Origin of the sequence: Paenibacillus intestini (assembly GCF_030803945.1) — a bacterium.
GTDB classification, from domain to species: domain Bacteria; phylum Bacillota; class Bacilli; order Paenibacillales; family Paenibacillaceae; genus Paenibacillus; species Paenibacillus polysaccharolyticus.
This window is the reverse complement of sequence record NZ_JAURUN010000010.1, coordinates 207005-229445: the sequence shown is the minus strand read 5'-3', so window position 1 is coordinate 229445 and position 22441 is coordinate 207005. Positions and strand designations below refer to the sequence as shown.

Genomic DNA, 22441 nt, shown 5'->3' with positions numbered 1-22441 from the left:
GGGCTAACCCGTTCATCTAATACAGAGCATTTTTGAGAACCTCATGAAATACCATCTTCACATGTAATCGCCCGGGAAAAGATCACTACCCCGCGGCCTGATCTTGACTTATCCACATCGGGACTGCGGGGGAATGCACTAAGCGTACATAGAGTGTATCAATGCCCCTTAACATAGGTTTTGATCAAGGTAACTCCGTTGCAACATCCGAAGGTACGGCTGATTTTCTGCTGCCTCTGGAATCCTACAGCACGTCTTACATCAATGGGAGAAGCCTCCCTTGTCCACCTCTAATTCCAATTCCGAATCCAAGGTTAAATGTAAGGTCCGTTTTCGGGCATCTGTGTTCACAGTAAACATATTGAAGCAAGGGAGTCAGTAACAGATACACCTTTTGCGTAAACGATGTCTCTATTTTTTTCAAGCAGTGTAGTCGTTCGAGATCGTTGCCAGGCAGAAGATTGCCATATGCGATCAATTGGATAAGCAGAGCGGTGATTTGGCATAAGCCATAGCTATTGTTATCACATTTTGAAAAGGCGGGGAGCATTGCTGCGGCATAGGCTCTGCCGGATTGCTTTTACCGATGAAGAGAGGGGAACGATCCAGGTGGCTTTTGAAAAAGAAACGTTGTTTTGGAACGAAAAACTCGGTAGTGATGATGATATTCTGACGCGGTTACCTTACAGCAAAACGCAAAGCCCTTTAAGACCCATGATGACAACCGTTAGTGGTTCGCTTTCAGAGAAAGCGTCACAACGTGTCCTACAAATGAGTAAGGGGACTCCGCTGGCGACGTTTATGATTATGCTTGCGGGTGTGCAGTCACTTTTATATAAATATACAGGCGCTTCCGACATTTTGGTTGGTATGCCGATTGTGCCGAAGAAGACAGATCAGCGCCGATCCATTAATCACACTGTCATATTAAAAAACTCGTTTGCGGCGGGTGTGACTTTTAAAACACTTCTGAATGAATTGAGGACTTCCTTACCGGAAGTGATTCAGCATCAACATATTCCGTTCTCGAAAATGACGGAGAAGGTGGACTTGCAATATGAGGACGGGAAGCCAATCATCCATACACTAGTATCTCTAAAGGAGCTACATACGGATGAAATCACATCATATGTGGTCACGGATTGTTCTTTTGAGTTCAGCATAACCGGCGGGACCATACAGTTAGCTCTTTTATACAACGAGCATTTATATGATTCTGAATTCATGACTCGGGTTGTTGGTCATCTCAACAGCCTGTTAACTGTGGGTCTCAACGAGCTGGAACTGGACATCGTGAAGATTGATATGTTGTCTGAAGAAGAGAAAATTAAATTGCTCCAAAGCTTTAACGATACCAAGCAGGACTATGCCCGGGATTGGACAATCCATCAACTCATAGAAGAACAGGTACAGCGGGTGCCAGAAGCGACGGCAGTTGTTTTTGAGAATCAGCAACTTTCATACGCGGAGTTGAATGAACGAGCTAACCGGCTGGCGAGAACGCTACGATCCGTCGGCGTGTTACCCAATCAATTGGTCGGCTTGATGGTAAGGAGGTCGCTGGAGACGGTTGTTGGTATTCTGGCGGTTCTAAAAGCTGGCGGTGCTTACGTACCCATTGATCCCGAATACCCGGAAGAACGAATCCGATACATTCTGGAGGACTCTAACGCGCAGCTGCTACTGACTCAAAGGGAGCTGATGCACCAAGTACCTTTCAAAGGGACTGTTCTTGCGCTGGATGACGAGAACTCCTATGACAACGATGGGGCGGATCTGGAGCTCGCTAGTGGCCCGAATGACCTCGCTTATGTCATCTATACGTCAGGTACGACAGGCAAACCCAAAGGAGTCATGCTGGAGCATCGGGGCTTGGTAAGCTTGAAATTGATGTTTGCAGACAGGCTTGGTATTACGGAGCGAGACCGAATTGTTCAATTCGCCAGTCTGTCATTCGATGCATCCTGCTGGGAAATGTTCAAAGCGCTCTACTTTGGTGCGACTTTGTACATTCCTACAGCCGAAACGATTCTCGACACTCGTTTGTTCGAGCATTATATGAATGAGCATGCAATTACAGCGGCGATTTTGCCGCCAACGTATAGCGCTTATTTGCACCCGGATCAACTCCCTAGTTTAACGAAACTCGTAACGGGAGGCTCGGCAGTATCAGCCGAATTCGTGCAACAGTGGAAAACGAAGGTTCACTATTTCAATGCTTATGGTCCTACTGAAGCGTCCATTGTTACGACACTTTGGGATGCGAATGAGGAGCAACCGGAACACAGAGTGATTCCGATCGGGCGGCCACTGGCGAATCACCAGATTTTTATTCTGGATGCCCACCTGCAACTTGTACCTCCAGGAGTGGACGGCGAGTTGTGCGTGGCAGGTGTGGGACTTGCGAGAGGTTATCTGAACCAACCGGAGCTAACGGCAGAGAAGTTCGTGGAACATCCGTTTGCACCGGGAGAACGCCTTTACCGGACGGGAGATCTGGCCCGCTGGCTTCCAGACGGGAATATGGAGTATTTGGGACGGATCGACCATCAGGTGAAAATCCGTGGATTCCGAATCGAGATTGGGGAGATTGAAGAGCAACTTCTGAAGATTGACTCTGTGCAGGAGACAATCGTAATAGCGAGGGAAGGTAAAAGCGGCCAAGAACTGTGTGCTTACCTGGTCGCGAGCCACCCACTTACACTAGGTGAGCTGAGAAGCACGCTGGCACAAAACTTGCCGAATTACATGATTCCGGCCCATTTTGTTCAGCTTCCAAGGATGCCCCTTACGCCGAACGACAAAATTGACCGCAAGGCTTTGCCTGCCCCAGAAGGAAATGCACTGATTGGAGGCGAGTACGTAGCTCCCCGAAATGAAGTGGAGCGGACTCTTGCTGATGTATGGCAGGCCGTATTGAACGCTGATCGCGTTGGGGTAACGGATCACTTCTTTGAGCTTGGTGGAGACTCGATTAAGTCCATTCAAGTATCTTCGCGTCTTCATCAAGCCGGGTACAAGCTGGAAATCCGGGATTTGTTCAAATATCCGACGATCTCACAGCTCAGTCTGCATGTGAAACCGATTGGACGTACCATCGATCAAGGAGAAGTTACGGGTGAAACAGTACTGACGCCGATCCAGCAATGGTTTTTCGAGAGCTCCTTTGTGGATTCCCATCATTTCAATCAGTCGGTGATGCTGTACCGAAAGGACCGATTCGACGAAGAAACGGTAGGACATGTACTGCAAAAGCTAGCCGAACATCATGACGCTTTGCGAATGGTATTCCGTAAGACGGAACAAGGGTTCAGCGCCCGGAACCGAGCAATTCAGGAAGGCGGGTTGTTCACTCTGGATGTGTTCGACTTCAAGGATGAGCAACACACCGGGCAGGTTGTGGAAGCGAAGGCAACGGACATTCAAGCAGGTATTGATCTGGAGAATGGGCCTCTTATGAAAGCAGGACTGTTTCAGTGTGCGGGTGGGGATCATCTGTTACTGACGGTTCACCATGCCGTGGTGGACGGTGTATCTTGGCGTATTTTGATGGAGGATTTCGCACTGGGTTACGAGCAGGCAGTCAAAAACGAGGACATTCGTTTCCCGGCGAAAACGGATGCGTACCGCACTTGGTCAGAACAACTGGCCGCTTACGCACAAAGTGCGGAGCTTGCGAAGGAGCGAGCCTACTGGCAGGACGTGGAGCTAATTGAGGTTCCGGCCATACCGAAGGATATGGAGACGGATATGACGACACAACAAGACAGCGAATCACTATTCGTCCGTTTAACTCCCGAAGAAACAGAGCTGTTACTGAAGCGGGTTCATCGAGCTTATAACACTGAAATGAATGATATTTTAATTACGGCGCTCGGCATAGCCATTCGTAATTGGACAGGACACGAACGTGTGCGGATCAATCTCGAAGGACATGGACGTGAATCCATCGGAACTGATATCGACATTAATCGCACAGTTGGCTGGTTTACGACCAAATTCCCAGTGGTCCTGGAGCCGGAAAGCGATCGGGATTTGGCCTACCAGATTAAACAGGTCAAGGAACGCTTGCGCCGCATTCCTAACAAAGGTCTTGGCTATGGCGTATGCCGTTATCTCTCCAAGTCGGAGGATAGCTTGGTTTGGGGCGCAGAGCCGGAAATTAATTTTAATTACCTCGGTCAGTTCGACGATGATGTCAATCAAGATGAGATCGGCATATCAGCTTATTCCAGTGGTAGCCCGGCTAGTGATCGGCAGGCCCGCAGCTTTGTGCTGGATATTAACGGCATGGTGCTGGACGGAGCTTTATCGCTTGATCTTAGCTACAGTCGAAAGCAGTATCGGAAGGAAACAATGGAATTTTTTGCTCAAGGACTTGAGCAAAGTCTCCGAGAGCTCATAGCGCACTGTGTAGGGAAAGAACATACCGAACTGACACCAAGCGACGTACAATTTAAAGGTTTGACCATTACAGCATTGGAGCAAATCGCTCAGCGTTCCGGTCATCTCGGGGAAATCGAAAATATTTACTCGCTTACGCCGATGCAAAAGGGTATGTGGTTCCACAGCGCGCTTGATCAGCAAACAGCCGCTTACTTCGAGCAGACGCGATTTACGATGCGGGGAGCACTCAATGTCCAGCTTTTCGAGAAAAGCTGGATGGAGCTTGCGAAACGACATCTGGTGTTACGGGCGAATTTTGTGAAAGGTCCGACAGGGGAGCCGTTGCAAATTGTGTACCGTGATAAACCAGTTGGCTTCGAATATGAAGAGTTGCTTCATTTGAAAATGGATGAAAAACAGAAACAGGCCTATCTGGACAAAAAGGCTGAGGATGACAAACTTCGCGGCTTCGACATGGAACATGATGCACTTGTTCGCTTTACGATCCTCCGTACTGAAGAGCAAAGCTACCATGTATTGTGGAGTTTCCAGCATATTTTAATGGATGGTTGGTGTCTGTCTCAGCTGACACAGGAGCTGTTTGAGGTGTATTCTGCTTTGATCTCTGGTGAGCAACCGGTGGTAGATAAAGGAGCAGATTACGGTACTTATATCGAATGGTTGGAGAAGCAGGACGAAAAGGTAGCATCCGATTATTGGACGGCATTCTTGGCAGGTTATGAGGGGCAAACGGTACTCCCCGGGCAAAAGGAATCAGCGCCGCATAACAGATTTAAAGCCGATCACGTCACAGCTCTGCTGGGCAAGGATTTAAGTGAACGGATGGATCAGGTAGCGAAACAGCACCTGGTTACGGTAAATACACTTTTGCAGGCTACATGGGGTGTAATGTTGCAAAAATATAACGGAACCCACGATGCCGTATTTGGTAGCGTTGTAGCCGGAAGACCGGTGGAGATTCCAGGCGTTGAGTCCATGATCGGTCTGTTTATCAATACAGTTCCGGTTCGTGTCACGAGTGAAGCCGACACCGGATTTGCCAACTTGATGGTGAAGCTTCAGGAGCGAGCGCTGGAGTCCGGGAGTTATGATTACTATCCGCTGTATGAGATTCAAGCTCTCAGCTTGCAAAAGCAGAACTTGATCAACCATATCATCGCTTTCGAGAATTATCCTGTAGATGAACAGATGGAGCAAGCGGGCGACCAGAACCATGGGGAACTGACGATCGCAGACGTTCAGATGGAGGAGCAGACGAACTATAACTTCAACGTGACCGTATCACCAGGAGCCGAGATCGAAATCAGGTTCGATTTTAATGCTGAAGTGTTCGACAAAGATAGTATCGAGCGACTGAAGGGGCATCTCGTACATCTGCTGGAGCAGGTGACGGCTAATCCGAAAATTGCGGTGGGTGAGTTGGAACTTGTGACGGAGGCAGAAAAGACGGACCTACTCGAACGTTTTAACGATACCACCACAGCGTTCCCTCGCGATAAGACGCTCATTCAATTGTTCCAGGAACAAGCGGGGCGCATCCCGGATGCAACTGCTGTCACCTTGAATGGACACGAGATGACCTACCGCGCTCTGAATGAACGTGTCAACCGCCTTGCCCGTACCTTGCGTAGTCACGGGATAACCCGAGGGAGACTAGTCGCTATTATAGCTGAGCGTTCCATTGAAATGGTGGTGGGTATGCTGGCGGCACACAAAGCAGGAGCGGGTTACGTACCAATTGATCCGGAATATCCCGAGGAGCGTATCCGTTTTCTGATCGAGGATTCGGGAGCTCAGGTCATGCTGACCCAAAGCCACTTGCGTGAACGTATGGCGGATTCGGACTCCGTGATCTTATTGGATGATGAATTTTTCTATCACGAGGATAGCACTGATCTACATCCAGGCACGGAAGCGACGGATCTGGCATGCATCATCTATACGTCAGGCACGACGGGCAAGCCGAAAGGCAACCTTGTTTCACATCGTAACATCGTGCGTATCGTGCGAAATACGAATTATATCGACATCACGGAGCACGACCATGTCCTCCAGCTTTCTAGTTATTCGTTTGACGGAGCGATCTTCGATATTTTTGGTGCTTTGACCAACGGAGCAAAGTTAGTACTGGTTCCCCGTGAGACTGTGCTGGAGATTGGTCAGCTTGCAGATCTCATTCAGCGTGAACATATCTCTGTGATGCTGATAACGACGGCGTTTTTCAACGTGCTTATAGATGTGAACATCGACTGCTTGCGAGATGTCCGGGCAATATTGTTCGGAGGAGAGCGAGTGTCGGTTGGCCATGTGCGTAAAGCGCTCGCCCATATCGGACCGGGAAAACTTAACCACCTATATGGCCCATCGGAAAGCACAGTGTATACCACATACCTTCCGGTCGACTTCATTGATGACGCAGCCGTTACCGTTCCTATAGGAAGACCCATCAGTAATACAACGGTGTATATCGTGGACAGCCGGAACCAACTTCTGCCGATCGGTGTGGCTGGCGAATTATGCGTTGGTGGAGAAGGCTTGGTACAGGGCTATAATAACCGGCCTGAGCTGACGGCAGAGAAATTCGTGGAACATCCTTTTGAACCGGGAGCACGCATGTACCGAACGGGGGATTTAGCGAAATGGTTGCCGGACGGTACGATTGAATACGTTGGACGGACGGATGACCAAGTGAAGATTCGTGGCTTCCGGATTGAACTCGGCGAGATTGAAGCTCAGCTTCAGAAAGTGGAGGGCATTCGGAAAACAACGGTATTTGCCAGAGAGAGTGCTTCCGGCGAAAAGCAACTTTGTGCGTATTATGAAGCAGACGTTGAGCTTCCAGCGGCTGAGGTGAAGAGTGTACTTTCCCAGGAGCTACCGGCCTATATGATTCCGTCGTACTTGATCCAGCTAGAGCAACTCCCGCTGACAACGAACGGTAAGGTTGACCGCAGGTCTCTCCCGGCGCCAGAGGAGAGCTTGCAGGTAGGCGAAGATGGGACTCCACCACGGACTCCACTTGAAGCCAGCCTGGCTGATATTTGGAAAAGTGTGCTCGGACTCGCGCACATTGGCGTTCATGATAATTTCTTCGACCTTGGCGGACATTCACTTCGGGCGACAACACTGGTAAGTAAGGTGCACCAGGAGTTGAACGTTGAGTTGCCTCTGCGGGACGTATTTCGCTATTCGACAATTGAAGAGATGGCCCTAGCCATATCCCGGATCGGAGAGCAGACGTTCTCGTCGATTCCGTTGGCAGACAGAAGAGCATATTATCCACTTTCATCAGCTCAGAAGCGGTTGTATATCCTAAATCAGCTGGAAGGTGCAGATCAGAGCTACAACATGCCTGGTGTGTTACTGGTGGAAGGAACAATCGATCGGAGTCTGCTGGAAAAGGCCTTCCGTGGACTGATTGCACGGCACGAAACGCTGCGAACCGGCTTCGAGATCGTGCAAGGCGAAGCAGTACAGCGCATTTATGAGAGTGCCCACTTTGCTGTGGAGTACTGTCTTGGGAACGAGGAAGAAGCGCCAGACGTTGTACAGGTCTTCATCCAGCCTTTCGACTTGGCGCAGCCTCCACTGCTGCGAGCGAAACTCGTAGAGCTGGCGACCGAACGTTATTTACTGATGTTTGACATGCACCATATCATCTCCGACGGGGTTTCGATGGACGTATTCGTTGATGAACTCGTTCGTCTGTACAGCGACGAGTCATTAGAGCCTTTACGCATTCAATACAAGGACTATGCGGTATGGCAACAGTCAGACGAGCAAAAGGAGCAGTCGAAACGGGAAGAAAGCTATTGGTTGGAACGTTACCAAGGCGATTTGCCAGTGCTGGAGATGCCGACCGACTACCCGCGTCCTGCCGTGCAAAGTTTTGAAGGACAGACGTTAACATCTTTCGTCGATGAGAAGACGAACGAATGTTTGAAGCAACTGGCCGCTCAAAGAGGAACAACGCTATATATGGTGTTACTTGCGGCATATACCGTGCTATTGCATAAATACACAGGTCAAGACGATTTGATCGTCGGAACGTCGATTGCGGGCAGAACACATGTAGACACGCAGCCTTTAATCGGAATGTTCGTTAATACGCTGGCGCTTCGCAATTATCCGACTTCGGACAAAACCTTCCTTTCGTATTTGGAAGAAGTGAAAGAAACGACTTTAGGAGCTTACGAGCATCAGAACTACCCGTTTGAAGAGCTTGTCGACAAAGTGCAAGTCACTCGTGATCTGAGCCGCAACCCGCTCTTTGATACGATGTTCTCCCTGCAAAACTTGGAGGAAAAAAAGATAGAACTGAAAGGACTGAAGTTATCACCGTACTCTAGTGACTACGGCTCAGCCAAGTTCGACTTGAGTGTGGATGTTACAGAAGAAGACGGCGTGTTGGAGTGCAACTTTGAATTCGCAACGGCTCTTTACAAAGAAAGCACGATTCGAAGGTTGCAGGCTCATTTCGGACATTTGCTTGCGAAGATCGTAAGCCGTCCGGATGCGAAGATTGCTGAGCTACACCTGTTGACTATAGCGGAAAAGGAAGAATTGATCAGCGCATTTAACCCGGCGCAACCCGAAGCAGAAACGGCTCCCGCGGCTGCGTTCCACCGTCTGTTCGAGGAACAGGCGCAACAAGCGCCTGAATCGGAGGCCGTTGTGTACGAGAACGACCGTCTAACGTATGCGGAGCTGAATGAGCGGGCGAACCGTTTGGCCGCTACACTGCGTGCAAGCGGCATCGGCCGTGAATCCATCGTCGGTATTCTTGCCGAACGTTCGGTGGATTTGCTGGTAGCCGTGCTGGCTGTCTGGAAAGCAGGCGGCGCGTATGTACCGCTCGACCCGGATTACCCGGCAGACCGTGTGCGGTTCATGCTGGAAGACAGTGGAGCAAAGGTACTACTCACCCAGAAACCACTTCAAGAACGTGCCGAAGCTTGGCTCGTTGAAGAGGAACTGGCTTTGTCGGCAGTACTGTACCTCGACGACGAAGCAACCTACAGCGAGGAGCGGGTCAATGCACCGATGAGTTCTGGTATGGGTGATTTCCATGAAGCCCGTCCAGAGGATCTGGCCTACGTGATCTATACGTCGGGAACGACAGGACAGCCCAAAGGCGTCATGATTGAGCACCGCAGCCTGGTGAATACGGCGGCAGGATACCGACGGGAATACCGATTAGATCAGTTCCCGGTACGGCTATTGCAGCTTGCCAGCTTCTCGTTTGACGTGTTCGTGGGCGATATTGCACGCACGCTATATAACGGAGGCACGATGGTCATTGTGCCGAAGGACGACCGGATTGATCCGTCGCGTCTGCACCACTGGATCGAGCAAGAGCGGGTGACCCTTTTTGAATCGACGCCAGCGTTAATTGTGCCATTTATGGAATATGTGCATGAAAATCAGCTGGATATGAGTCAGATGGAGTTGCTCATCACAAGTTCGGACAGCTGCAGCGTAGCCGATTATCGAACCTTGCAGGAACGTTTTGGCTCGCAATTCCGAATCATCAACACCTATGGCGTAACGGAAGCAGCGATTGACTCCAGTTTCTACGACGAGTCACTGGAAATGCTGCCCGAGACAGGGCATGTGCCTATCGGAAAAGCTTGGTTGAATGCGAAGTTTTACATTGTGGATGCGCACCTGAATCCGGTGCCTGTGGGGGTGCTGGGCGAACTGGTTATCGGCGGAGTTGGGGTCTCGCGCGGATATTTGAACCGTCCAGAATTAACAGAGGAGAAGTTCGTAGACAGTCCGTTTGCCGCAGGTGAGCGGTTGTATCGCACAGGAGACTTGGCGAGGTGGATGGAAGACGGCAACGTGGATTTCATCGGTCGAATGGACAACCAGGCTAAAATTCGGGGCTACCGGATTGAAACAGGTGAGGTCGAAGCGAAGCTGTTGCGTGTGGAAGGTGTTCGCGAAGCAGTCGTTCTGGTTCGAACTGATGGAGAAGGACAGAAGATGTTATGCGCTTATTACACAACGAATACGGGAACGGATCTGGCAATGAACGTTCTGCGAGGTGCACTGGCACAAGAGTTGCCGGGATACATGATTCCATCGTACTTCGTTGAAATGGAGTGTCTGCCTCTGACGCCGAACGGAAAGATCGATCGGAAGGCGTTGCCAGCGCCGGAAGGGGAGGCAGGAAGCGGAACGGAGTATGTCGCACCACGCAATGAGCTAGAAAGAAAATTGGCCTCGATATGGCAGGAGGTGCTGGGGCTTACGAAGGAGATCGGCGTGTACGAGAACTTCTTCGACATCGGCGGTCACTCCCTACGGGCAACGACACTGGTCAGCAAGATTCATAAAGAGTTGAACGTGGATTTGCCACTGCGAGAGGTGTTTCGTCATTCTATGATCGAGAACATGGCGGTTGCCATTTCCCGGCTAGATGAGCAGAAATTCGTTGCTATTCCGCTGGCGGAGAGACGTGAGGTGTACCCACAATCTTTTGCTCAAAAACGTCTCTTTATCTTGAATCAACTAGAAGGTGCGGAGCTTAGTTACAACATGCCAGAAGCCATGGTGCTAGAGGGGGCTTTGGATCGTGCAAGGTTCGAAGACGCATTCCGTAAGCTCGTGGATAGACATGAAATGTTGCGCACCGGGTTCGAGATGGTGGATGGCGAAGCAGCGCAACGGATTTACCAGGACTCGAATTTGGCCGTGGAGTTCTATTCAGCAGATGAGCAAGAGGTCGAAGAGATCGTTCATCGTTTTGTCCGTCCGTTTGACTTGGCGAAACCTCCGCTACTGAGAGTAGGCCTTGTCCAGCTTGCTCCGGAACGCCATATTCTAATGTACGATATGCATCATATTATTTCCGACGGTGTATCGATGGAGATCTTTGTTGAAGAATTCGTCCGCTTGTATGGGGGAGAACAACTGGAGCCTTTACGCATTCAGTACAAAGATTATTCCGTTTGGCTACATTCACAGGAGCAGAAGGAACGGCTTCAGCATCAGGAAACGTACTGGCTGGACATGTTCCAAGGAGAACTTCCGGTGCTGGAAATGCCAACCGATTATCCGCGTCCTGCTGTGCAGAGCTACGATGGTCACACACTGGAGTTTTTCTTAGAAGCTTCGAAAACCGATGCCCTGAAGCAGTTGGCTTCAGAAACGGGCACGACACTGTTCATGGTGTTGCTTGCTGCTTATAACGTGCTTCTGCACAAATATTCAGGTCAGGAAGATGTAGTTGTTGGTACGCCAATTGCCGGAAGGAACCATGGAGATGTGCAACCGTTAATCGGGATTTTCTTGAATACACTGGCGATTCGCAGTTATCCGTCTTCGGAGAAGACATTCCTGTCATACCTGAACGAGATTAAAGAAACGACCCTTCATGCTTTCGAGCATCAAAACTATCCGTTCGAAGAATTGGTGGACAAGGTGCAAGTCACCCGTGATTTAAGTCGTAATCCCCTTTTTGACACGTTGTTTACGATGCAGAATACGGAGAACGAGGAATTCGAGTTGGAAGGGCTCCGCTTGACTTCTTATCCGAGCGCAATGGATACCGCCAAGTTTGATATTAGCTTGGATGTGGGTGAGGAGAACGGAGGCTTGGATTACAGCTTCGAATATGCGACGGCTCTTTATAAAAGGGAGACCATCGAACGGCTGGCCAAACATTACGAGCAATTGCTCGTCACGATTGTAAGCCGTCCGGATGCGAAGATTGCTGAGCTGAGCTTGTTAACGGCTGAGGAAAAAGAAATGCTCAGCGCATTTAACCCGGCACAACCAGCAGCAGAAACGGCTCCTGCGCTTGCGTTCCACCTTCTGTTTGAGGAACAGGCGCAACGAGCGCCTGAATCAGAGGCCGTTGTGTATGAGAACGAACGGCTAACGTATGCGGAGCTGAATGAACGGGCGAACCGTTTGGCGGCTACACTACGCGCAAGTAGCATCGGCCGGGAATCCATCGTCGGCATTCTTGCCGAACGTTCGGTAGATTTGCTGGTAGCTGTGCTGGGCGTCTGGAAAGCAGGCGGCGCATATGTACCGCTCGACCCGGATTACCCGGCAGATCGCTTGCGGTTCATGCTGGAAGACAGTGGAGCGAAGGTACTACTCACGCAAACGCCACTGCGAGAGCGTGCTGAAGCTTGGCTCACAGCAGAGGCACTGGCGTTGGCGGATGTGTTGTATCTCGATGACGAAGCATCGTACAGCGAGGAGCAGGCCAATGCGCCGCTGATTTCTGGCATGGATGATTTCCACGAAGCCCGTCCAGAGGATCTGGCCTACGTGATCTATACGTCGGGAACGACAGGGCAGCCCAAAGGCGTCATGATCGAGCACCGCAGTCTGGTGAATACGGCGGCAGGATACCGACGGGAATATCGATTAGATCAGTTCCCGGTGCGGCTATTACAGCTTGCCAGCTTCTCGTTTGATGTGTTCGTGGGTGATATTGCACGCACGCTGTACAACGGAGGCACGATGGTCATTGTGCCGAAGGACGACCGGATCGACCCATCGCGTCTGCACCATTGGATTGAGCAGGAGCGAGTGACCATTTTTGAATCGACGCCAGCGCTGATTGTGCCGTTTATGGAATATGTGCATGAGCAGGGACGAGATATGAGCGGAATGGAACTGCTTATCACAAGTTCGGACAGCTGTAGCGTGGCAGATTATCGGATCTTGCAGGAACGTTTTGGCTCGAAATTCCGAATCATCAACGCCTACGGTGTAACGGAAGCAGCGATCGACTCCAGTTTCTACGATGAGCCAGTGAAAATGCTTCCCGAGACAGGGCATGTGCCTATCGGCAAGGCGTGGTTAAATGCGAAGTTTTACATTGTGGATGCGCACCTGAATCCGGTGCCTATCGGGGTGCTGGGCGAACTGGTTATCGGCGGAGTTGGGGTCTCGCGCGGATACTTGAACCGTCCAGAGCTGACGGAAGAAAAGTTCGTAGACAGCCCGTTCTCAGCAGGTGAGCGTTTGTATCGCACGGGAGACCTGGCGAGATGGACAAAAGACGGCAACGTGGACTTCATCGGTCGGATGGATAATCAGGCGAAAATCCGGGGGTATCGGATCGAAACAGGCGAGATCGAGTCACAACTCTTGCGGGTGGAAAATGTACGCGAAGCCGTGGTGCTGGTTCGAAATGATGCAAACGGGCAGAAAGTGCTATGTGCATATTACACACCGGATACAGGAATGGATCTGGCAGTAAACGATCTGCGTGGAGCGCTGGCACAGGAGTTGCCGGGGTATATGATCCCATCGTACTTCGTGAAGATGGAGCATCTGCCTCTGACGCCAAACGGAAAAATTGACCGGAAGGCGTTGCCAGCCCCGGAAGGGGCGGCAGGAAGCGGAGCGGAGTATGTCGCACCGCGCAATGGACTGGAAATAAAATTGGCCTCGATTTGGCAAGAGGTGCTGGGGCTAACGAAGGAGATCGGCGTGTACGAGAACTTCTTCGACATTGGTGGTCACTCTCTACGGGCAACGTCATTGGCAGGCAAGGTATTTAAGAAATTAAATGTCAATCTGCCGCTGCGCGACGTATTCCGTCACTCGACCATTGCAGCGATGGCCGAGGTAGTCGCCCGGATGGAGCGACGGGAGCATGACGCCATTCCTCAAGCGGATATGAGAGAATACTACCCTCTCTCCTCTGCGCAGAAGCGATTGTTCATTCAGCACACGCTGGACGGAGCAGACCAGCTTTATAACATGCCGGAACTGGTGCAGTTGGAAGGTGAGTTTGATTTAGAGCGTTTTGAAGATGCCATGCGTAAATTGATAACTCGCCATGAATCACTACGTACCGGTTTTGAAGTTGTGAAGGGTGAAGCGGTTCAGCGCATTTACCAGCAGGTTGATTTTGCTATCGAGCACCATCAAGCAGATCCAGAGGATGTGACTCAAATGGAGCAGACCATTCGCGGCTTCGTTCGCCCGTTTGACCTTGGCAAGCCGCCACTTCTGCGCGCCGGAGTCATAGAACTGGAGCGGGACCTGCATATTCTCCTGTTCGATATGCATCATATTGTGTCCGACGGCGTATCGATGGCAATTGTGATGGATGAGTTCTCAAGTTTATATGCCGGTGAAGAACTGCCTCCACTACGGATTCAATACAAAGATTATGCTGTTTGGCAACACTCTAAGGATTACCAAGACCGGATCGGGCGGCAGGAAGCGTACTGGCTGAAAGCCTTTGAAGGCGAGCTCCCAAGGGCCGACTTACCGATGGACTATGAACGGTCTGCGATTCGCGATTACGAAGGCATGCATCTGGATTTTGACGTTGATGCTTCTCTCTCTGAGCGATTGCGTCAATTGGCAGCCCAGCAAGAAAGCACGCTGTACATGGTGTTACTAGCGGCGTATACCTTGTTGCTCTCCAAGTACAGCGGACAAGAGGATATCATCGTGGGTACCCCGGTGGCGGGAAGAACGAATGCCGATTTGGAGCCAGTTATCGGGATGTTTGTTAATACGTTGGCGCTCCGCAATCGTCCTTCAGGCGACAAAACGTTTTTGTCCTACCTTGAAGAAGTGAAGGAGACAGCTTTGGGTGCTTTTGAGAACCAGGATTATCCGTTCGAAGAGCTTGTGGATCGTTTGAATGTGAAGCGGGAACCAGGGCGCTTCCCGTTATTCGATGCTGTTTTCGACTTGCAAAATATCGAAGAACACGACGTCGAACTGGAAGGGGTCAACCTGAAAAATGTTGAACTCGACCAGTTGGAAGAAGCCAAGTTTGATCTAACCCTGTTTATGTATGAAAACAACGGCACGCTGAGCGGAGGCTTCTTCTATGCCACGAAGCTGTTCAAAGAGACGATGATTCGTACCCTGTCCGAGGATTACCTGCGGGTGCTGTCTCAAATCGTGGAAAATCCACATCTTGAGCTAAACCGCATTGAATGTCATAAACCGGAGACAAGCGGAAAGAATGCGGTGGATACAATCGAATTCGCGTTTTAACTCTACAGACGTACCTTTGATGTCTAGCGAAATCTGCACGCATACCAAGTAAGATGACGAACAACATGCAAGCCCATAGATGCACAGATCCGAAAACAAACATTTTGGATCTGCGCGGGGCGTGCGGTCACTTCATTTTAGAGGAGGTATCCATGAAATCTTTATTTGAAAAGGAAGAACAGTACTGGAGCAGCAAGTTTGATGCCAGTGACAGCCTGAGCTTCCTTCCTTACAGTCAATCCTCCAAATGTTCTGCAAGTGGGGAAGTCCAGGCCAAGCCGGGCTTGCTTCACCGCATTCTGCCAAGCGAGCTCTCGGAGAGAATTATTGGCCTAGCGAGTGGTTCCGATTTGGCGATATACATGGTTGCTTTGGCAGGAGTAAAAGGCCTGCTGTTCAAATATACAGGGCAGGGTCAAGTACTGGTCGGTATGCCTTCTTATCATGCAGAAGCGGATGAGATGCCGACGTCCCATGAAATCCTGGTCATCAAAACGGCTGTAAGCCATCAGACGACGCTTAAAACGTTACTTGGAGGAATTAAAACCTCCATCGGCGAGGCATTGGAGCATCAGCACCTGCCTTTTCGGAAAATGGTGGAGCCGTTCCATCTGGGTTACACGAAGGATGGCTTCCCAGTCATTAATACCGTGGTCACCTTCGCCCCGATTCATCCTGAACCGCTGGGCAACCGGATGGTGAACGATATGATTTTTCGCTTCGACCGCGAAGACAGCTCGATCAAGTTGGAGATAAGTTATGACGGGCAGCGGTATGAGCATGCGTTTGTGGAACAGGCTGCCGACCATTTGGTTCGGCTACTATCCTTACTTTTATTTCAGCCCGATCTGGAGATTGGACAAGCCGATGTACTATCTCCAGATGAGAGGGAAACGCTCCTGAATCAATTTAATGACACCGAAACCGGATTTGAACGTGGGCAAACCATTCACGGCTTATTTGAAGAACGGGCAGTGCTTTACCCGAATAACGTAGCCGTTATCATGAATGAAGCGCAGTTGACTTACCGCGAATTAAACGAACGATCCAACCGCCTTGCGCGGAAGTTGCGGGAGACAGGAGTTAAAGCCGATCAACTGGTCGCGATTCTAGCCGAACGCTCGATTGATATGGTTGTTGGCATCCTAGCGATTCTCAAAGCCGGCGGGGCTTACGTGCCTGTCGATCCCGATTATCCAGAGGAGCGCATCCGATTCATGATTGAAGATTCAGGAGCACCGTTATTACTGATTCAAAAGCATTTGCATGAAAAGACCGACTTCGCAGGGACTCGGCTTGAATTAGATCATTTTGTTTGGGAAGAGAATGGACTCGGCTCCGAAGGTACACTGGACTCTTCAAACTTAGAACCGATCTCTGGATCGGGGAACTTGGCCTATGTTATCTACACGTCAGGAACGACTGGTAAACCTAAAGGAACGCTAATTGAGCATAAAAATGTCGTGCGCCTTCTGTTTAACGACAAGAACTTGTTCGATTTTGGGCCAGCCGACACATGGACACTGTTCCACTCCTTCTGCTTTGATTTTTCTGTTTGGGAAATGTACGGAGCGTTGCTGAATGGAGGTAAGCTGGTCATCGTACCACCGCTGACGGCGAAAAGTCCCGCTGATTTTCTGACGCTGCTAAGCCGCGAACAAGTTACGATTTTGAATCAGACGCCAACGTATTTTTACCAGTTGCTCCGTAAGGTCTTGGTCGATCATGCATATCATCTACGGATTCGTAACGTCATCTTCGGAGGCGAAGCGCTCAGTCCGTTATTACTCAAGGGTTACAAGACGAAGTACCCAGAGACAAAGCTGATCAACATGTACGGCATTACGGAAACGACCGTTCATGTGACATATAAGGAAATTACGTGGACCGAAATAGAGGCGGCGAAGAGTAATATCGGCAAGCCTATCCCCACGCTTCGTGTGTATGTTCTGGATGAAAACCGCCAACCCGTTCCAATTGGTGTAGCGGGTGAAATGTTCGTTGCCGGGGAAGGCCTTGCGAGAGGATACCTGAACCGTCCGGACTTGACAGAAGAGAAGTTCGTCGATTCCCCGTTTGTGAAGGGGGAGAAACTGTACCGCACGGGCGATTTGGCAACTTGGTTGCCAGACGGCAATATCGAATATCTGGGCCGGATCGATCATCAGGTGAAAATTCGTGGGTACCGGATCGAATTGGATGAGATCGAGAACCAGATGCTGAAGATTGAAGCTGTGCAGGAAGCCAAAGTGCTTGATCGCGACGACGCGAACGGTAATAAGCTTCTTGTTGCGTATTACGTCGCAGAAACCAGGTTTTCGGCGCATGAACTTAAGGAGGAGCTCTCCAAGCAACTTCCGGGGTATATGATTCCTTCTCACTTCGTTCAGCTTCCGCAGATGCCGCTGACCTCGAACGGGAAAATTGACCGCAAAGCATTGCCCGCGCCAGGGGAAACCGCGGCCAGGGAAGCCGAATATGTCGCGCCGAGAACGTTGCTTGAGATGAAAATCACCCGTGTATGGCAAGATACGCTTGGCGTTCCGCAGGTCGGAGTAAAGGATAACTTTTTTGAGCTCGGTGGCAATTCGTTAAGCCTGATGAGGCTCGTTCAAGCTGTTTACGATGAAACAGGAATTGAGATCCCGCTGAACCGCGAATTCCATCATTTCACCGTTGAAGCCATGGCTTTTGGAGAGGGAGATATGGGGCTAGATCAAGGGGGAGACTCTTTCATTAAGTTGAATAAAACAGGTGATCTTAACGTGTTCTGCTTCCCTCCCGGTAGCGGCTTCGGCATAGGTTACCGGGAACTCGCAAGTAGGCTCGATGGACGATTCATACTCTACGGTATTGATTTTATCGACGATGCCACCGATTACGAGTCCATGCTGAACCGCTATGTGGATGAGATTGTTCGCATCCAGCCAGAAGGGCCCTACGTGTTACTCGGTTATTGCTTTGGAGGCAACCTGACGTTTGAGGTAGCTAAAGTGATGGAAAAAAGAGGGCATGTCGTAACGGACGTGCTTATGGTGGACTCGTGGATTAAGGAAACGCTGACGCCTGCTGAAACGTCAGAGAAAGAGCTTGAAGAAATGCTTGCCGATTTTGACGAAGAAGAGAAGGAATTAATGAGTAACTCACTCGTACGGGAGCGGGTTCATCGTAAGGTTAAAGCGACCTTGATGTACGAGGCACAGCTTATTAATTCTGGAACGATCTCGGCCCGGATTTATGAATTGATTGCGAAGGACAGCGAGGCGTTTCGTCTGGAGCACCAATTGCCATCCTGGAGGCGTGCGACAAGGCAAGCTTACACCGACTATCGTTTGGAAGGCGCGCATGAAGAACTATTAGAGCTTGTGCGTGTGGACGAAACGGCCGTCGTCATCCGGGATATTTTAGAGCAAGTTAAGCGGCAGATCGAGGCGGAGGCTGGAGTACTGCATGGAAGCTGAGCGGCAACCATTCGTTCGAGAACAAGTCACAGCGGAACCTTCCAAGCGTCACACCGCTTACGCCACATGGAAAGCGTTTCGCTGGCTGATGTCTTATGTAGGCCGTCACAAGGGCTGGATGATCGTCGGTATATTGTCCGCAATTGCTGCGGCCGTCATTGAGATATGGACGGGAAGTCTGATCGAGCAACTGACCACGCAGGCCGAGAAAGGGGCAGGGCCAATCGTGTTACAGATCGTGTATGCGGTCTTTGTGGTCATCCTGATCGGTGTACCTGCGAAGTTTTTCATGAGTTTCGGCGTGGAGCGAAGCAGTGCCTCTGCGGTTCAGGATGTCCGTAACGATGTCATGCGTCATATTGGCAAACTTCGGGTCTCCGATTTGGAAAAGCAACACTCTGGTGACATGCTGTCACGGATCAACAATGATCTGCAGCTCATCCAGCAGTTTATGATTCGGGATTTTGCCCAGTGGTTCTATCATCCGCTATTGTTCATTGGCTGTTTTGCATATTTGATCTACCTCCAATGGGAGCTGATGCTGTACAGTCTGCTGTTATTTCCGGTAGCCTTGCTGGTTTCTCAGTGGATTGGCAAGCAATTGGAGCGGTTGACGGAGGAAGCTCAGACCAATATGGGCCGAATGAACGTTAACCTCCAGGATACGCTCGGGGGGATGCCTGTTGTAAAAAGCTACCTGTTATCCGGAATGTTATCTCGATCCTACCAAGTGTTGCTGCAATTGACAGCTCAAAAAAAACTGGCGGTAAAAAAGCGGGAAGCCTGGGTCAACCCGTTGCTTTCTACACTGATGATCAGTCCGATCATTTTTGCAGTCAGTTACGGAAGTTATTTGATCTATCAAGGGCAGTTAGGCGCGGGAGAACTTGTAGCCTTCTTATACTTGCTGAATCTGTGTCTGGAACCGCTGGAACATATTCCCGAGCTTATCACGCGTACGTTCGAAATGGCCGGTGCCTTGAGAAGGGTTTCCGACATCGTTGAGCAACCAACCGAAACAGAAAATGGCCGTTTAATTCCGAAGGCCAACGCAGCTCCTATTGAATTTAAGAATGTAACCTTCGGATATGAAGATCACTCTCCGATCCTGCGGAATGTTAGCTTCTCGGTACCGGAGGGTAAGACGATTGCTCTTGTCGGGGCGAGCGGCGGAGGGAAGAGCACGGTGTTTAAGCTGATTTGCGGCTTTTATCCGCTACCGGAGAAAAGCGAAGGTGAAATTCGCGTGTTTGGCAGCCAGATTGATGGTGCCGATCCGGAGCAACTGCGGTCACATTTCTCCGTGGTCACTCAGGATTCGTATTTGTTTAGCGGGACGATTGCCGAAAATATTGGCTACGGGCAGGAGGGAGCATCGATGGACGCGATTATTGAAGCTGCCAAAGTTGCTCAGGCGCATTCCTTCATTATGCAGCTCTCTGATGGATACCAGACGTATGTCGGAGAGCGCGGAGGATTTTTGTCCGGCGGACAGCGTCAGCGTATCGCCATGGCTCGGGCCTTTTTAAAGGATGCTCCCGTGCTGTTGTTGGACGAGCCTACGTCGGCCCTTGATCCGGAGTCGGAAAGTGCGATTCAGAAAGCTCTGGGTGTATTGATGAAACAGAGAACAACGATGGTTATTGCTCACCGACTTTCTACGGTACAAAGTGTCGACGAGATTTGGGTCATGGAACAGGGAAATATTGTGGAGAAGGGCACTCATGAACAATTACTGGGGATGAATGGGCTGTATGCCCAGTCTTACTACCAGGAGTTTACCGAGTCCGCCGAACGCAGGGAGGTGGCGCACACATGAAAAAGGGCGGATGGATCTCGCAAGTTAAAGAACTTGGCTATTTGCTGACATTTATGAACCGCAAGCAAAAAACTCAGTACGCCACCGGCCTGGCTGTAACGGCTCTCACCCAGACATTGTTTCTGATCGCCTTCAGTTTGGTCGTACATAACTTGGTTGATTTCGCCGTATCTCGAGACACGTCTCTGATGGTGAATGCTTTTATCATTTTGGGCACGGCGCTGTTTCTGGAAAATATCATTTCGCCCTGGTTCATTTACTTGTACCAGCGGAGTGTCGAGCTGACTGTACTGAACATCCGCGAGCGTCTTTATAACAAACTATGCCGAGTACGTCCGAGATTCCTGGAGCAAACGCACCACGGGGACTTGTTGTCGCGGGTGAACAACGACGTAACGACAGTTGAGTTTACATTTTCACAGGTTTACTTCGTTCTGTTGCTACAAGTTGTTTTTTGCATCGGCTCTATTGTTTCCATGGTGTTGATCGATTGGCGGTTTGCTGGCGTATCTTTTGTCATTCTGCTATTGTCCTCCGCGGTCAGCCTGAAATTTGCACGAGATATTCGTGTCTTGTCCGAACAAGGATTGCAAACGCTTGGTAAAATGACTGAAAAATTCAAAGATTTCATGGGCGGCATTCAGATGGTGAAACTGTTTCGAATCCGTTCGATTTATAGCCAGTATGAGACGTTGAACGAACAGATGACCCAGACGCTTCGGCAAACTGCACAGAAGAACGGCATGCAGGCTGCGGTGAATCATTTTATTAGTTACGTCACGTTCTGTGGCATTATCGTCATCGGTAGTCTTCTCTATGCCTATGGACTTATGGGAATGGGGAGTGTTGCTGCCCTGGCGGTTTTGCAAGTGAATCTGACGCACGCTTTATTGAACCTGGGGATGGTTCTGTCCATGACTCAGAATTCGCTCGCGGGGGCTCACCGGATTCAAGAGGTACTTGCAGAGGAAGAGGAACCAGAGCGACTAGGATCTCCAGATAGTAAACATTTTTCGGATGCTGCGGTGGAGTTTCGCGATGTGGAATTTTCCTATCAGATGGATAAAAAGGTGATTGAAGGCATGTCCTTGAAGGTGTTTCCCGGCCAGGTCGCAGCAATTGTGGGAGCCAGCGGTAGCGGCAAAAGTACGCTGATCAAGCTATTGCTCGGCTTTTATCCGGTGGACAGTGGAGAAATCCTGCTCCAAGGCAAAGCGTTTGGCCATTACACACTGGAGGAAATCCGCAGGCAGATTGCTTATGTTCCGCAGGAGCCGTTCTTGTTTGCAGGCACGATTGAGGAAAATATCCGCTATGGCAAGCCGGAAGCCACGGATGAAGAAGTTGTCGAAGCTGCCAAGGCGGCATACGCTCATCATTTTATTCAGGAACTTCCTGAGCAGTATCAAACGTCGGTTGGAGAGAGAGGCGCATCGTTGTCAGGCGGACAAAGGCAACGCATTGCGATTGCGCGGGCGATTCTTAAGAATGCACCAATTCTCCTGCTGGACGAAGCAACCTCTGCACTGGATAACGAATCCCAGCATTGGGTACAGCAGGCTCTGAACGTACTGATGAAGGGGCGTACGACTATTCTGATCGCGCACCGTCTCAGCGCCGTGGAACATGCAGATTTGATTACGGTTATGAACCAAGGGACAGTCGTTGAGCGGGGCCGGCATCAGGATCTGCTCGCGCTCGGAGGTTATTACGCCCGGCTTTACAGTTAGCTGATTTACAAACAATCTCTAAAACGGGA

General features: G+C 50.3%; 4 protein-coding genes. All 4 read left to right on the top strand.

Annotation, left to right across the window (positions count from 1 at the left end):
• Window positions 1-531 precede the first annotated feature (531 nt).
• Window positions 532-15402, top strand: a complete 14871-nt coding sequence (locus tag J2T16_RS23200; protein WP_499019372.1) for an amino acid adenylation domain-containing protein — start codon at window positions 532-534, stop codon at window positions 15400-15402.
• Between the two features lie 152 nt (window positions 15403-15554).
• Window positions 15555-18863 (top strand): non-ribosomal peptide synthetase, encoded by a 3309-nt coding sequence (locus J2T16_RS23195; RefSeq protein WP_499019370.1) that lies wholly within the window; start codon window positions 15555-15557, stop codon window positions 18861-18863.
• On the top strand, window positions 18853-20682 hold the full coding sequence (locus J2T16_RS23190) for an ABC transporter ATP-binding protein (RefSeq protein WP_221786773.1): 1830 nt from the start codon (window positions 18853-18855) through the stop codon (window positions 20680-20682). Before J2T16_RS23195 ends, J2T16_RS23190 begins: the two co-directional genes overlap by 11 nt.
• Window positions 20679-22412, top strand: a complete 1734-nt coding sequence (locus J2T16_RS23185; RefSeq protein WP_221786774.1) for an ABC transporter ATP-binding protein — start codon at window positions 20679-20681, stop codon at window positions 22410-22412. Before J2T16_RS23190 ends, J2T16_RS23185 begins: the two co-directional genes overlap by 4 nt.
• Window positions 22413-22441 lie beyond the last annotated feature (29 nt).